Consider the following 14956-nt stretch of genomic DNA (forward strand, 5'->3'; position numbering starts at 1 on the left):
AAAAACATTCAGAAAGGGAGCAGCAGATTCATGAAGATTAAAATTCCAACTGAAAATGGGTACATTGGTGACCGTTATAGTCGTCATGCCCAACCGGATGAAATGTACGCAGGCCAACCGGTGATTTCATTTCCGATGACGTTCACTGATTTACCAGCAGGTACAAAAACCGTTGCATGGACACTGTTAGATGATGACGCGATTCCCGTTTCAGGATTTACGTACATTCATTGGATTGGGGCTAATCTGTCTGCTGAGCACGCTGAACTTAAAGAGGATGCCAGCCGCCGTGAAGGTGAAGCCTTTGTTCAAGGCAATAACAGTACGGCAGGTGGCCTGATTCATCAAACGGATCCGGCAATTACACGGCATTACGTTGGTCCAACGCCGCCAAACGGTGATCATGTCTATACGGTCACGGGGTACGCTTTAGATACCACATTGCCACTGCAAAACGGTTATTGGTTAAATGAGTTTTATCGGGCAATTAAGGGGCATGTTTTAGAGACTACCAAGACAACATTTCTTGGGCGTTCTTAATAAGTGCATCTTTTGTTCTATGTTCTAATGACAATCAAAAACGACTTATCGATTATGAAATCGGTAAGTCGTTTTTGAAACTTATTTATGTGAATCAGTTATGAGTCGATTAATTGTCCATTTGCGCTTTGATATTATCAAGGGTTAACGCACTAGTGTCAGCAAAAATAACATTAGCAGCGCTTAGTTCTTGCTTATCGCCAATTCCAATCGAGGTTTCGTTAGCGGCGTTGATGCTAGCTACTCCGGCTGCAGCGTCTTCCACACCAGCACAAACAGATGGATCTAAGCCAAGAATTTCTGCGCCCCGGGTGTAGATTTCTGGATCAGGCTTGCCCTTACTCAAAGTAGCAGGGTCAACAATTTTGGTAAAGTAGTCGGACAAACCGATATGACCTAAAATTGTTGGTGCATTTTTTGAAGCAGAAGCCAAGGAAATCTGGTAACCGTTGGCGATTAAATCATCTAAAAACTCCTTAATACCAGGGAAAACGTCATTAGGTGTCATATTTTTGATGAGTGACAGATAATTGTCGTTTTTCTTTGTTGCATAGGCAACTTTTTCTTCAGGGGTATAGTCATTTTCTTTACCGCCGGCCTTTAAAATCATTTCCAAGGAATCCATTCGGGAAACGCCTTTTAAGCCATTAGCTAGTTCTTCGGTCCAGGTTACACCAAGTTCGTCAGCGAGTTGATGCCACGCTTGTCCGTGGTACTTTGCTGTACCGGTAATTACGCCATCCAAATCAAAAATAAATCCCTTTAAATCCGCAAACTTTGTCATTAATAAAACCTCCGCAAATAATTTTTAATTTTGATGATTCGTTTGAACACCTGCAATTATTTTTTTAATTGTAAGGGTTTGTCCGGTGTAACTGAGAACTCTTGCCCGCGAACCGTGAGTTTAGCTGGCTTATCTACAGTCACATGAATGCTGGTGTGGGTGAGATCAAACTTGTATAGTACACCCTTAAAGCGTTCACTAAACGCGAGACGGTGCCAATCTTCTGGTAAGTGTGGATCAACAGCTAATTCAGATTCGAATTCATTGACACCGCCATAGTTACGCAATTCTAGCATTAAGACGGCACCCATAACACCAAGGTGAATACCTTCAGCAGTTGTTCCACCCTGAATGTCATAGTAGTCAGAACGTAAAGCGGTGTTGAAGAAAGCAAATGACTGATCCATGTTGCCGTCGATCAGACTTAATTCTGAATAGACGATCCTTGATAAGGTTGATCCGTGAGTGGTTCTTGCCAAGTAGTATTCGATGTTCTTAGTGAGATATTCACCTGGCATTTTATAACCCAAGGTTTTCAGAACATTATCAATCGTGTTAAAGCTTAGGTTGTAGTAAGCCATTAAGGCATCCGCTTGTTTGGCAACCTGATAGGAATCCGGTGATTTGCCTTCAGCTTTTAACAATCGGTCAACTCGCGAAATGTTACCATACTTTTTACGGTATTTTTCAAAATCGAGCGTTGGTAATTTAAAGTAGCCAGCAAACTGACCGATAATTCCATCTTTATTGATGTCCAATGCTAAATGATGAGCGATGTCATCAAAACGATTGAAATCATCGTCGTTAAGTCCGACTTTGGCTGTGACCGTTGACCAGTCCTTGGCTGGCATTGCCTGATGAATGTTGGCTAAAGTTGTAAACAGCCAACTTACCATGATATTGGTGTAGGCATTGTCTGTTAGGCCAGGCTCATCGGCATTAGGATAGTTTTCGTGGAACTCATCTGGGCCCATGACATTTTTAATATCATAATGACCGTTGTCATTTTTAACGGCCTTACTGGACCAGAAGTGGGCAATTTCAAGTAACATTTCCAGACCATATTTGGTCATGAACTCGGTGTCATTAGTTGAGTGGTAATAAAGCCAAACGTTGTAGGCAATAGCTAATGAAACATGACGCTGCAAACGACTGTTGTCTGGATCGAATTTGCCACTGTCGGGATTAAAGTGAAGCAGTTGCGACTGTTCATCCCCGAATTGCGCCGACTGCCAAGGATACATAGCACCGTCATAATGTTCAGCGGCCGCATTTTGCTTAGCGGCGTCCAAACGTTTGTAGCGGTACATGAGCAATTGGCGGGTGAGGGATGGCGTGTGCAAGGTGTAGTAAGGCAGGATGAATAATTCGTCCCAGAATACGTGACCACGGTAAGCTTCCCCATGGAGCCCACGAGCCCCGACAGAGGCGTCTAAATGCGGATTACTGATTGGAGAAGCAGATACGAATAAGTGATAAATGTTAACCCGTGTTAACTTTTGGGCAGTCAAATCGCCGTCAATCTGAATATCACTGTCTTGCCAAACTTCGTCCCAGAAGCTGGCGTTTTGTTGCACGATACCGCTAAAGGTGGCACCGTCTAATTCTGATGTAACGGCATTATTTAAATCACCCTTGGTTTCCAAGGATGTGTTGATAGCAACCGCTTTTTCAATAACATAAGTCGTGCCTGTTTGTGCTTGGAACGAGAAGTTTTGTTCGAGAACGTCATCGGTAACGCTTTCATTTATCTTTGTTGATGGCGTTATTTCCTGACTTGAAAGGCGACTTCCAATTGAAAAAGCGACCTTGGAAGTTTTGGTTTGACCGCTGAGCATGGCATCTGAGCCATTAATGGTGGTTTCGGTGACGTCGAAATGACGACCATCGAACGATTTGTAACGGTCTACATTGGCGTTAGTAACGCTACCATCGATTCTTGAGAAAACGGTGACAGTACCTTCAAAGTTCATGGGTGTGATTTCATAACGGATGGCAAAACGGTGCCACTGATTCATATCGGCGACCCGTTGTGCACAGATTTTGAGCAAGTGGCCAGTTGGTAAGGATACCAACATTGTTGTGGTGAGCACACCTGTATGTAAATCTAATGAACGGTAAATGTCAGAAATGTTTTCTTTTTTGACGGAAAACGGTTCTTGATGATCGATGCTAAAGGACAGGTACTGGGCGTTTGGCAAGTTAACTAAATCTTCGTTCACCACGTCACGACCATTGATTTTGGTGGTTAGCTGATTGTATAAACCTGCAACATACATGCCAGGGTAATTGTCAACATCTGCATTAGCTGCCAAGTATGCGCCCCGTAAACCATAATAGCCATTACCGATGGTGAGCATTGCTTCTTGACCGTAATTACGTTTGGCTGCATATTCGCCGTAGTAATCAAGGTGCCATTGATTGTATTGACGCTTGTTTTCAATGGCTTCGGCTAAGCCATTACGATTAGCCGTTTCTTGACTGACAACGGGGATGTTCAGCATGTTGGACAATGCTAGGCCCATGTCGATTCGCTGGTGATTGACCCCAATAATGGTATCTGAAAAATCATATTCCAATGGATTTTCAATCAGTGCTGCATCGAAATCGATGCCGGCCAGTTTTTCACGAATCTTTTCAAGATTTTCACCAATGGGCACATCAGGATCGCACACAATGGTAATTGTTTTTGTCGCATTTGTTTTTCCGTTTGGTACGTAGGAGAGCTCAAAGGCGTCATCGAGGACGCGGACTGAAAACGTACGCATATTGCCTTACCCCCTAAAAAGTATGTGATGTAAATACATCTACTATTATCGTAAATTTAATTTTGCGACTTCTCAACCTTAATGTCTTATTTCATTGAAAAAAGTGCGTTTATTATGATCAAGTTTGTTTGACGGGTGAAACGTTGATCAAAGTTGTCTGTGTTAAATTTGCAACACAAACTATTTACGCGGTATTTGACCGTAAAATCCTTGGCTGTACGGCTTTTTGTTAGTGAAATGATCACCCATGACCGCGCCTTATATTATGATGCATTAAATCGGCATCTTGAAACGGCATAGTACTTGTCATGTCTGGTACAATTGGAAAAGACAAAAACACATTGGAACTCAAAAATTGAGATTAAGACTAGCAATTACTAGCAATGATCAGAAAGGAACGCGTGATGGCAAAAATTGCACAGGTAATTGTGGATGTGCCAACAATGCAAACGAACCGACCTTATTCTTATTTAATTCCAGATTCGCTGACGGATGCGGTTCAGCCCGGAATGCGCGTTGCCGTTCCGTTTGGACAAGGTCACCGCGAAGTCGGTGGCATGGTTGTTGCCGTGAGCGACACAGACACTCTAGATGAGACTTTCAGTGGCAAACTTAAACCACTGGGCGCTTTATTAGATTTAGCACCCGTATTAAATGAAGAATTACTATCGTTAAGTGACTGGATGGCTCAACATACGTTTGCATTTCGTATCTCAACCATTCAAACGATGCTCCCGGCAGCCTTAAAGACTAAGAGTCATAAGTTTCTCGTTGCTGACGCATCAATTGATGATCCTCAGTTAGCCTCATTATTTGATGATCAACGGCGGTTGGATTTTACGGCAGCTTCGTTAACTGATGAACAAACAGACGCATTGGCAAAGTTACAACAGCGGCAGATTATTCATGCTGAGTATCAGGTTGCTGACCGTGCTCGTGTTAAAACAGCCACATGGGTGAAATCAGCATTATCACCAGCCGAGATTGAAACAGCGCGAAATGATGTCCGTCCGAATGCAATTAAGCAATTGCGGGTGTTGACTAGATTAATGGATTTGCAAGAAGCACGTCCTTTACAGGATGTACTCGCAGATGAACGATTAACACGTGCTGATTTTACAGCCGCCGCAAAGAAAGGGTGGGCTGAATTAAGTGAACGCGAGGTTTATCGCGATCCATACGCTGATCATCAAATTGCTAAGACGGCGCCACTAGCCTTGCAACCTGACCAACAGAGTGCCGTTAATGCCATAACTGACGCGATTGATGCCCATGATCCTAAAACGTTCTTGTTACAAGGTGTCACTGGTTCTGGAAAAACCGAAGTTTATCTGCAAAGCATCGCAGCCGCATTGGCTCAACACAAAACGGCACTGATGTTAGTTCCAGAAATTGCGCTAACGCCACAAATGGTAAACCGGGTGAAAGGCCGTTTTGGTCATCAGGTGGCAGTGCTTCATAGTGGTTTAAGCGCTGGCGAAAAGTATGATGAATGGCGCCGTATTGAACGACATGAAGCAGCCGTCGTGGTTGGCGCCCGTTCGGCGGCGTTTGCACCATTGACAAATATTGGTTTGATTGTGATGGATGAAGAGCATGAAACCAGTTATAAACAAGAAGATAATCCCCGCTATCACGCCCGCGATGTGTTGTTATGGCGCGCTCAGCGTCATCATGCCCCGGTGGTTTTGGGATCAGCGACGCCATCTCTAGAAAGTCGCGCGCGTGCTGAACGTCACGTATACACCCGATTGGCATTGCCACACCGGATCAACCAACAGCCGTTGCCACCAGTAAAAATCATTGACATGCGCGAGCAACTTAAAGCGCATACGGAAAGCAACTTTTCTTCGCCTTTGCTAGAAGCGTTAAAAGTTCGGCTGGAACGACATGAACAAAGTGTGTTAATGCTAAATCGACGCGGCTTTTCTTCCTTTGTGATGTGTCGCGATTGCGGCTTTGTTTTAAAATGTCCAAACTGTGATATCTCGCTAGTATTGCACATGGATAGTCACACAATGAAATGTCATTACTGTGGTCATGAGGAGCCAATCCCGCGAATTTGTCCAAATTGTCACAGCAAACGCATCAGCTACTATGGCTCTGGTACCGAAAAAGTTGCTGCGGAGTTAAATAGTTTGCTACCAGATGCACGGATTATTCGGATGGACGTTGATACAACGCGTCGCAAGGGGATGCATGAAAAGCTTCTCAATTCATTTGGGCAACACAAAGCAGATATCTTGCTGGGTACGCAAATGATTGCCAAGGGACTAGACTACCCGGATGTGACACTGGTGGGCGTACTCAATGCGGATACTGCGTTGGGACTGCCAGATTTCCGTTCAAGCGAACGGACCTTTCAATTGTTAACACAGGTCAGCGGTCGTGCCGGTCGGGCTGACAAGCCGGGCGAAGTCTTGATTCAAACGTTTAATCCGGATCATTACGCCATTCAACTGGCTAAAACACAGGATTACGAACGATTCTTTCGGGTGGAAATGGGGATTCGCCATATGGGTAATTATCCACCATACTTTTTCACGGCCTTGATAACCGCCAGTGACAAAGACGAGGGTGTTGCCGCTAAGAAAATGTTTGAATTGAGCGATCAGCTTAAACAGACCTTGTCACCAGATACAATTATCTTAGGACCAACCCCACGACCAATTGCCCGCATCAAAAATCGTTATTACTATCAAATTGTTTTAAAATATAAGCGAGAGCCTAAACTGCAGTCAGTTTTGGATGGCATTTTGGACGATGCGCAGCGTGAGCAACGTAATGGTCTGCAGGTTGCTATCGATATGGAACCGCAGAGCTTTATTTAAAGGGCGTGCCCAAGATTGGGTAATTTCGAATAATAAAGATGAGGTATAAGGAGCAAATTCATGACAAAAATTGTATTTATGGGAACACCGGCGTTTTCTACACCAATTTTGGAATCATTGATTGAAAAATATGATGTTGTTGCAGTGATGACACAGCCAGATCGGCCAGTTGGTCGGAAACATGTTTTAACACCATCACCGGTTAAAAAAGTGGCTTTGGACCACAATATTGAAGTCCTTCAGCCGGAGAAAGTAAGTAAGTCACCGGAAATGCAACGGGTGATTGACATTGCGCCTGATTTTATCGTCACGGCCGCATTCGGTCAGTTCCTGCCGACAAAACTATTGAAGGCGGCTAAGATAGCGGCTGTCAACGTCCATGCTTCATTGCTGCCGCTTTATCGTGGTGGCGCCCCAGTCCACTATGCCATCATGAACGGTGATGAAGAAACAGGTGTGTCCATTATGTATATGATTCGTCAGATGGATGCTGGTAACGTCATTTCACAAGTTAAGTGTCCAATTACTCAAGCAGATGATACAGGGTCGATGTTTGACAAACTGAGTCTGGCGGGCCGGGATTTGTTATTAAAAACGTTGCCGACGTTAATCGATGGTCCAGTTGAGGGGATTAAACAAGACGAGCGAGCAGTTACATTTTCACCTAACATTTCACGTGCTCAAGAAGAAATTGACTGGACGCATACGGCCAGTGAAATTGATTGGCAAGTTCGTGGCTTGCGGCCGTTTCCGACTGCCTATGTAGTCATGGATAATGTTCGAACAAAGATCTTGGATGTCACAGTATTAGCTGATCAACAGACGACTCAGATGCCAGGAACGGTCGTGAACCGAACCAAGCACGAATTAGACGTTGCTGCTGGTCAAGGGACGGTTCTAAGAATCAATCGCTTGCAACCAGCGGGCCATCCGCAAATGGCGATTACTGATTTTCTGAACGGTGTGGACACGCAGTTTGAGGTTGGCAAACAAATCATGAAAATGAAGTTTGGAGCGACAAATTAATGGCAACAAAGCTTAAAAGTCAGTCTGATCACGTTAGCAAACAGGTGAATGCAGAAACAAATCCACGTTTTGTCGCTGTTTCAGTTCTCGAAAACGTAGCTAAGGGCGGTTACTCAAATCTAAGCTTAAATGCCTCATTGGACGATGCCCAGTTATCGGCAGTGGATGCAGGTTTATGTACAGAAATCGTCTATGGCGTTTTACAGCACCAAATGACACTGGATTTTTGGCTAAAGCCGTTTATTAAACAACCAGCCAAGGTTAAACCGTGGGTTCTTATCTTACTTAGAACAGCCCTGTTTCAAATGCAATATTTGGACAAAGTGCCAACCCGTGCTGTTTTTGATGAAACAATTCAGATTGCTAAACAACGTGGGCATGAAGGTATTCGTCGGTTTGTGACGGGTGTTTTGCACGCGGTTGATCGACATGGCTTTGCAGATTTAGCAACAATTAAGGACCCATTGACACGCTTGAGTACGACTTATAGCGTGCCAATGCCATGGGTCCAGCAGATGCGCAAAACAGTTGGTGACGATAAGACAAAACAGATTTTAGCCAGTATTAATCAGCCAGCGTTTCAGTCCGTTAGATTAAATCCAGCGCTTGGAGAGCGACAGGCACTTTTGCCACAGCTTACTGCGGCGGGTTTAAAATGGACGGACAGTGAAGTCAGCGGAGAAGGGTTAAGAATCAACGCTGGTCATCCCGCAGGTACACCACCCTTTAATGAGGGACTCATTACAATTCAAGACGAAAGTGCGATGCTGCCTGTTGAGGCTTTGGCTCCGCAACCTGGCGATGCTGTCTTGGACGCATGCGCTGCCCCAGGCGGAAAGACAACGCAAATTGCCGCTCGCCTGAACCCATCGCAGGGTGGGCATGTCACGGCACTGGATTTACACGCGCATAAAGTGGCACTGATTGAAGCAAATGCGCGTCGTATGCAGGTTGCAGACAGAGTAACGGCAGAACAATTGGACGCTAGAAAGGCGGCTCAACAGTTTGGCGATGAAGCATTTGACCGAATCTTGGTCGATGCACCATGTTCGGGATTGGGACTGTTGCGTCGAAAACCAGAAATTCGTTATGCTAAGACACTTGCGGATAGCAAACAACTTCAGCAGATTCAGTTAGCAATTCTTGATGCGGTAGCACCGACGCTGAAGAAAAACGGTATACTAGTTTACAGTACTTGTACCATTTTGAAACAAGAAAACGATGACGTGGCAACTGCGTTTGTCAAAGCACATCCAGACTTTGAACTTGTACCAGTGAAGACAGTTCATCATCTGAAAGAAAATCGGTCAACACCTTGGTTGACCATTTATCCCGATGATTTTGGCTCCGATGGGTTCTTTGTTTGTGCATTTAGAAAACGTCATGACAACGATTAGGTGATTGGCTTATGGAAGTAGCATATCTGTCAGATATTGGCCGGCAACGAGAAAGCAACCAAGACTATGTCGGCATGTTTCGGAATCAATCGGGACTTGAATTTGCCATTGTGGCGGACGGCATTGGTGGTCATCAGGGTGGTGATGTGGCCTCAACAATGGCCGTTTCACACATGGGCAGTCGGTTTGAGGACACCTCTTTCACTGATCCTGGAACTGCGGCCAAGTGGCTGTCTAGCGAGGCCCAACAAGAAAATGACACCATTATTGAAAAAGCACATCAATATCAAGATTTAAACGGCATGGGAACCACCATCGTTGTTGCGATCATTTTTCAACGACAGTTTTTGTTGGCCAACATTGGGGATTCACGTGGTTATTTACTGCGCAATGCACAGCTTGCTCAATTAACTGAAGACCATTCATTAGTTAATGAGCTGGTCAAGTTGGGACAGATCAGTGAAGAAGATGCGCGCACCCATCCCGAGAAAAATATTATTACGCGGACACTAGGCATCAATGACGAAGCAGATATTGATATTAATTTGTATCATGCTCAACCGCACGATGTGGTTATGCTCTGTTCTGATGGGCTGACCAATATGGTGAAAGATGCCCAAATACAGGCGGTCTTGCAGAGAAATCTGACGTTGCAGGAGAAGTGTCAACAGTTGATTGATTTGGCAAACGAGGCTGGCGGCAAAGACAACATCACGGTATTACTGATTTCAGCCGAGGGTGAGGTGACTGCCTCATGAGGCCGAACTACACATTAGCGGGTCGTTACCGAATCATTCGTCCGCTAGGTGAAGGCGGGATGGCCGATGTTTATCTGGCACATGACCTGATTTTGGATCGGGATGTATCCGTTAAGTTATTACGTTTGGATTTACGCGACGATCCTTCTACGGAACGGCGCTTTCAACGCGAAGCAATGGCCGCAAGTGAACTCGTGTCACCACATATTGTGAGCGTGTATGACGTGGGTGAAGATAACGGAATGCAGTACTTGGTCATGGAATATGTTTCCGGAACTGACTTGAAAATGTATATTCGCAATCATTTTCCGATTCCTTATCCGACCGTTGTCAATCTCATGCAACAAATTTTGGATGGTGTTCGCATTGCTCATGAACATGGTATTATTCACCGTGATTTAAAACCACAAAACGTGTTGGTAGATCAGTCTGGCCAGTTAAAAATCTCGGATTTCGGGATTGCGGTAATTAGCAGTGAGTCTTCGATGACACAGACTAATACCGTGTTAGGATCGGTTCATTATTTGTCCCCTGAGCAGGCGCGTGGTGGCATGGCTAGTAAAAAGAGTGACATTTACTCGCTGGGGATTATCCTTTATGAGATGTTAACCGGCAGTGTTCCGTTTGAAGGCGAAACGGCCGTGTCGATTGCGTTGAAGCACTCACAGAGCAATATGCCATCAGTTCGCGACTATGATCCCAGAATTCCGCAACCGTTAGAAAATGTTATTCTTCACGCCACGGCAAAGAATCCTTCTGACCGTTACGTCTCTGTTCAGGCCATGGCCAACGATTTAGCAACGGCGTTGTCACCAGAACGGCGTGACGAAAAACGATTTGAACCGCGAATTGTCGACGACGGTGCCACTAAGGTGATTCCAGTTGATCAAATATTAGCAGCGAGCAATCAACAACGTGCTGATAGTCAAATTTCGCGTCAGGAACCGTCTTCCGCAGCTGCTGAAGTGGCGGATACACCAAGTCGAAAATCGCCTGCACGGGCCCGCAAGCTATTCGGGTGGTTGTTTGGCGTTGCCGTCGTCTTAATATTGGGTGTTTTAGCGTGGATCTGGTTGATCCCTGGTCAGGTAACGGTGCCCAACGTTGCAGGGATGACGCCAGTTAAAGCAGCCAAGGTGTTGAAACACAACCAGTTGCGTTTGGGCAAGCAAACTAAGGCAACCAGCGAACGGCGTGCCAAGGGTGAAATTATCAAGGCTACGCCGGCAATTGGTTCACAGGCAAAGCAGCGGGCAAAGGTCAACGTGATTGTCAGTTCAGGCCGGCCAAAGATTAGCGTCGACGATTATACCGGTGAACGGTATACGACGGCTGTGCGCCAATTAAAGAAGCTGGGCCTAACAGCAACGCGTGTTGATGAATATACGGCTGACGCGGCTAACGGGGTCATTGTTGATCAAGACGTCGTGCCAGGCGACACGGTTTATCGCCACAGTACCATAACGTTTACTGTTAGCAGTGGGTCTTCTCATGGCTCAACGGTTAAACGCTATAAAATGCCAAACTTTGCCGGTGATAAGCAGACGGAGGTACAGCAGTGGGCAGAAGACCATAGTGTGACTGTCACGTTTAGTGATGCAACATCGACAACGGTCGCTCAGGGCAAAATTATTCGCCAGGCACCGACGTCTGGCAGCATGATTTCAGCCGGTCAAACGTTCGCAGCCGTAGTGTCATCTGGACCAGCGTTGCATAATTTCCATGTCAATCTCACAATTCCGTACAAAGCACCAAGTAATGATCCAACTGGAACGAACGATATTAAAATTTATATCAAGGATCACGACAAAAAGTTAACAGATGTGTATCAGCAGTTACAAATTTCATCAGATACAGATGTTTCGCTACCATTTACAACAACGACCAATGGTGAAGGCGAATACGTCATTAAGCGTGATGGTCATACAATAATGGCCGATCATAGCGTAACCTCAGGAAATTAGGAGAAGTCTATGAAGGGACAAATTCATCAGTTGTTGGCCGGTTTTTATGACGTTCAGACTGCTGATGGTCAGTTATACAGAACGCGAGCTCGTGGTAATTTTCGCAAACGGAAAGTGAGTCCCATGGTTGGCGATTTTGTTGAATTTAGCGCAGAAGCCGGTTCAGACGGGTACATTTTAAGTATTGATGATCGACGAAATGCTTTAGTGCGGCCCCCGGTTAGCAACATTGATCAAGCTGTCGTCGTGACGGCGGCCACGGAACCAACCTTTTCGAGTAACTTGCTAGATCGTCAGCTGGTCGCACTTGAGAGTCAGCACATTCATTCCATTATTTATTTCACAAAAACAGATTTATTAACTGCTGATCAACGCGAGCACTTTGCACCACTCATTGCTGGTTATAAAGCGATTGGTTACGATGTTTTCTTTAGCCAGCAGGCGTTTTCAGATACCGATTTAAACGGGTTACGCGATTGTTTTAAAGACCGGCTAACTGTTTTTATGGGCCAAACAGGTGCAGGAAAATCGACTTTACTCAACCATTTGTCACCAGAGTTAGACTTGGCAACCGGTGAAATTTCACAGGTTCTGAATCGAGGGAAACACACGACTCGTAAAGTTGGTTTGTTAAGTGTCGGTGGTGGATTGGTCGCAGATACGCCTGGTTTTTCCTCGTATGAAGACTTCAATATGGATGCACGTGAATTAGGCCAGTACTTTCCTGAGTTGCAAGCACTCTCACCATCCTGTCGTTTTCGCGGCTGTCAGCACATTAATGAACCAGGTTGTGGAGTGAAGGCTGCCGTGGACGCAGGCGAGGTCATGAAAAGCCGATATGAGAATTATTTACAGTTTCACCAGTTGATTGCCGACCAGAAACCACGGTATGATAAGAGTCGGAAATAAAAATTTGGAGGAAGATTTTATGATTAAGGTAGCCCCATCGATTTTAAGTGCAGATTTTGTTAATTTTGAACGTGACATTAAGATGGTTGAAAAAAACGGTGCCGACTTGTTACACGTCGACATTATGGATGGCATGTTCGTACCTAACATGTCGTTTGGCTGGACAACAGTTGCAGCCATTCGCCCGATTACTAATTTGTTCTTGGATGTTCACATGATGGTTCAAAATCCTGAACGGTACGTTGACCAGTTTGCTAAAGCAGGTGCTGATTTAATTGGCGTTCACGTTGAAGCAACTTCTCATATTCACCGTGCACTTCAAATGATCCATAACGATGGCGTTAAGGCTGAAGTTGTGATCAACCCAGGCACGCCTGTTAGCCAAATTGAACCATTACTGCCATTTGTCGATCAAGTATTGGTAATGACGGTTAATCCTGGTTTTGGTGGTCAAAAGTTCTTGCCACAAATGATCGAAAAGATTCAACTTTTGGACGATTTGAAGAAGGACAAGGGTTACGACTTTGACATCGAAATCGATGGCGGTGTTAACGACAAGACAGTTGTTGACTGCTACAAAGCAGGCGCTACGGTTGCTGTTGCTGGCTCGTTTGTATACGGTGCTGATGATCCTGCAGCTGCAATTGCATCTATTCATAATGCAACGCGCTAATTGATGAGGGCAATTCAAACATGGTAAAGACAAGTGGGACACTTCAAAGCCTTGAACGACTCAATATTTTAGTTGGCGGTCCCCAATCTGAATGGCCAGATGACTTGGTCAGAGGGGCGGTTAGTGGTCCATGGATTGGTGTTGACCGTGGTGCAATTAGGCTATTACAACTTGGGATAACACCGTTAATTGCGCTTGGCGATTTTGATTCCTCAACTGATGAGGAGTTTGGACGTGTACGCAAGGCAGTTAGTGATCTTCGTCAAGTCGGTTCTGCAAAAGATGAAACAGATACGCAAATGGGTGTTTCAGTAGCCATGACCGAGTTTGACGCTCATGAAATTTTTGTGTACGGTGCTACCGGTGGCCGCCTTGATCACTTGTTAGCTAATGTGTTTTTGCCATTAGAACCACGGTACCGAGCAGTCGTCAATCGGCTCACGTACGTTGACCGCCAGAATACGATGCGCTTTTATGTACCAGGAACTTATCAATTACAGCGGGAATTAGATAAGCGCTATTTGGCGTTTGTCACGTTTGGCCCTGTTCGACAATTAACTCTTCCAGATGAACGTTATCATCTGGATCATGCTGATATCACGCGACCGGTTTCATTTGCCAGCAATGAATTTATGGGCGACACAGCGTCATTTTCATTTACCAGTGGTATCGTTGGCGTTATTCAAAGTCGCGATTTAAAAGATAATCGTGCGGAACGATATGATTTAAATGCTTAAATCACAGATGACACTGGTTAGTTGTCATTTAAATTCATAAAAAAGTTGATTGCCAGATTTGGTAATCAACTTTTTTGTAATGTGAATTTTTTTGAACATTGATCAAAGCGATTGTCAGACGCTTTGTTCTGACTTGGCTTTTATAAGATGCATTTTCAAAGAAAAGCGGGGCATCTTATTAAAGCCAAAGAAAAAACGCCAGTCAATTGACTGACGCTATCGTGTTTAATTAAACACGAGTCACTTTTCCTGATTTTAATGTCCGGGCAGAAACCCAAACACGCTTCGGCTTGCCATCAACTAAGATGCGAACCTTTTGCAGGTTAGCCTTCCAGCTACGACGGCTGCTGTTTAAGGCGTGGGAACGGTTGTTACCAAAATGTGTCCGTTTGCCAGTAATAAAATCTTTAGCCATTGTTCATCCCTCCTTATCGGATTTCCAAAGGGAACCTCTTTTTTCTCACCTAAATAATTTACCATATGCTGTTAGCGAATGCAATATAAAATGCCAAGGAAAAATACTTGACACCTTAAATTGCCGTCCAGACGCTTAAACAACACTCTAGACT

At 44.8% G+C, this 14956-nt stretch carries 12 protein-coding genes; 9 read left to right on the top strand and 3 right to left on the bottom strand.

What is annotated here, in order from left to right; translation table 11 throughout:
• The first annotated feature begins 30 nt into the window (after positions 1 to 30).
• Complete coding sequence (locus LDK34_RS08430) at positions 31 to 540, top strand: YbhB/YbcL family Raf kinase inhibitor-like protein (RefSeq protein ID WP_161003265.1); 510 nt, start codon at positions 31 to 33, stop codon at positions 538 to 540.
• Between the two features lie 109 nt (positions 541 to 649).
• On the opposite strand, the gene pgmB is transcribed toward LDK34_RS08430, so the two are convergent.
• Both pgmB and LDK34_RS08440 read right to left on the bottom strand, forming a co-directional pair.
• A complete protein-coding gene (gene pgmB / locus LDK34_RS08435) occupies positions 650 to 1324 on the bottom strand; it encodes a beta-phosphoglucomutase (protein ID WP_017261775.1) in 675 nt (224 codons plus the stop codon).
• A gap of 56 nt (positions 1325 to 1380) precedes the next feature.
• Positions 1381 to 4092 carry a glycoside hydrolase family 65 protein gene (locus tag LDK34_RS08440; RefSeq protein ID WP_236941713.1) on the bottom strand — a complete coding sequence of 904 codons (2712 nt, stop codon included), beginning with the start codon at positions 4090 to 4092 and terminating at the stop codon, positions 1381 to 1383.
• 404 nt (positions 4093 to 4496) lie between these two features.
• On the opposite strand from LDK34_RS08440, the gene priA reads away from it, so the two are divergent.
• Genes priA through LDK34_RS08480 form a run of 8 tightly spaced genes read left to right on the top strand, consistent with a single transcriptional unit; the run spans position 4497 to position 14387 of the window.
• Positions 4497 to 6923, top strand: a complete 2427-nt coding sequence (gene priA, locus LDK34_RS08445; RefSeq protein ID WP_178942592.1) for a primosomal protein N' — start codon at positions 4497 to 4499, stop codon at positions 6921 to 6923.
• 60 nt (positions 6924 to 6983) lie between these two features.
• The gene (fmt, locus tag LDK34_RS08450; protein WP_178942591.1) at positions 6984 to 7949 is read left to right on the top strand and encodes a methionyl-tRNA formyltransferase; all 966 of its coding nucleotides are present in this window, start codon (positions 6984 to 6986) and stop codon (positions 7947 to 7949) included.
• The gene (rsmB, locus tag LDK34_RS08455; RefSeq protein ID WP_178942590.1) at positions 7949 to 9346 is read left to right on the top strand and encodes a 16S rRNA (cytosine(967)-C(5))-methyltransferase RsmB; all 1398 of its coding nucleotides are present in this window, start codon (positions 7949 to 7951) and stop codon (positions 9344 to 9346) included. The genes fmt and rsmB overlap by 1 nt, the downstream gene beginning before the upstream one ends.
• An 11-nt stretch (positions 9347 to 9357) precedes the next feature.
• Complete coding sequence (locus tag LDK34_RS08460; RefSeq protein WP_236941714.1) at positions 9358 to 10104, top strand: Stp1/IreP family PP2C-type Ser/Thr phosphatase; 747 nt, start codon at positions 9358 to 9360, stop codon at positions 10102 to 10104.
• The gene (gene pknB / locus LDK34_RS08465; RefSeq protein ID WP_236941715.1) at positions 10101 to 12068 is read left to right on the top strand and encodes a Stk1 family PASTA domain-containing Ser/Thr kinase; all 1968 of its coding nucleotides are present in this window, start codon (positions 10101 to 10103) and stop codon (positions 12066 to 12068) included. Before LDK34_RS08460 ends, pknB begins: the two co-directional genes overlap by 4 nt.
• Positions 12069 to 12077: 9 nt before the next feature.
• Complete coding sequence (rsgA, locus tag LDK34_RS08470; protein WP_178942588.1) at positions 12078 to 12977, top strand: ribosome small subunit-dependent GTPase A; 900 nt, start codon at positions 12078 to 12080, stop codon at positions 12975 to 12977.
• A 19-nt stretch (positions 12978 to 12996) separates the two neighbouring features.
• Positions 12997 to 13650, top strand: a complete 654-nt coding sequence (gene rpe / locus LDK34_RS08475) for a ribulose-phosphate 3-epimerase (protein WP_017261783.1) — start codon at positions 12997 to 12999, stop codon at positions 13648 to 13650.
• A 20-nt stretch (positions 13651 to 13670) separates the two neighbouring features.
• Positions 13671 to 14387, top strand: coding sequence for a thiamine diphosphokinase (locus tag LDK34_RS08480; RefSeq protein WP_178942587.1), 717 nt, complete (start codon positions 13671 to 13673; stop codon positions 14385 to 14387).
• 229 nt (positions 14388 to 14616) lie between these two features.
• Here the strand turns inward: LDK34_RS08480 and rpmB are convergent, their stop codons facing one another.
• On the bottom strand, positions 14617 to 14802 hold the full coding sequence (rpmB, locus tag LDK34_RS08485; RefSeq protein ID WP_017261785.1) for a 50S ribosomal protein L28: 186 nt from the start codon (positions 14800 to 14802) through the stop codon (positions 14617 to 14619).
• Positions 14803 to 14956: the final 154 nt, after the last annotated feature.

The sequence above is a fragment of the Furfurilactobacillus milii genome (assembly GCF_021654115.1).
GTDB classification, from domain to species: Bacteria; Bacillota; Bacilli; order Lactobacillales; family Lactobacillaceae; genus Furfurilactobacillus; species Furfurilactobacillus milii.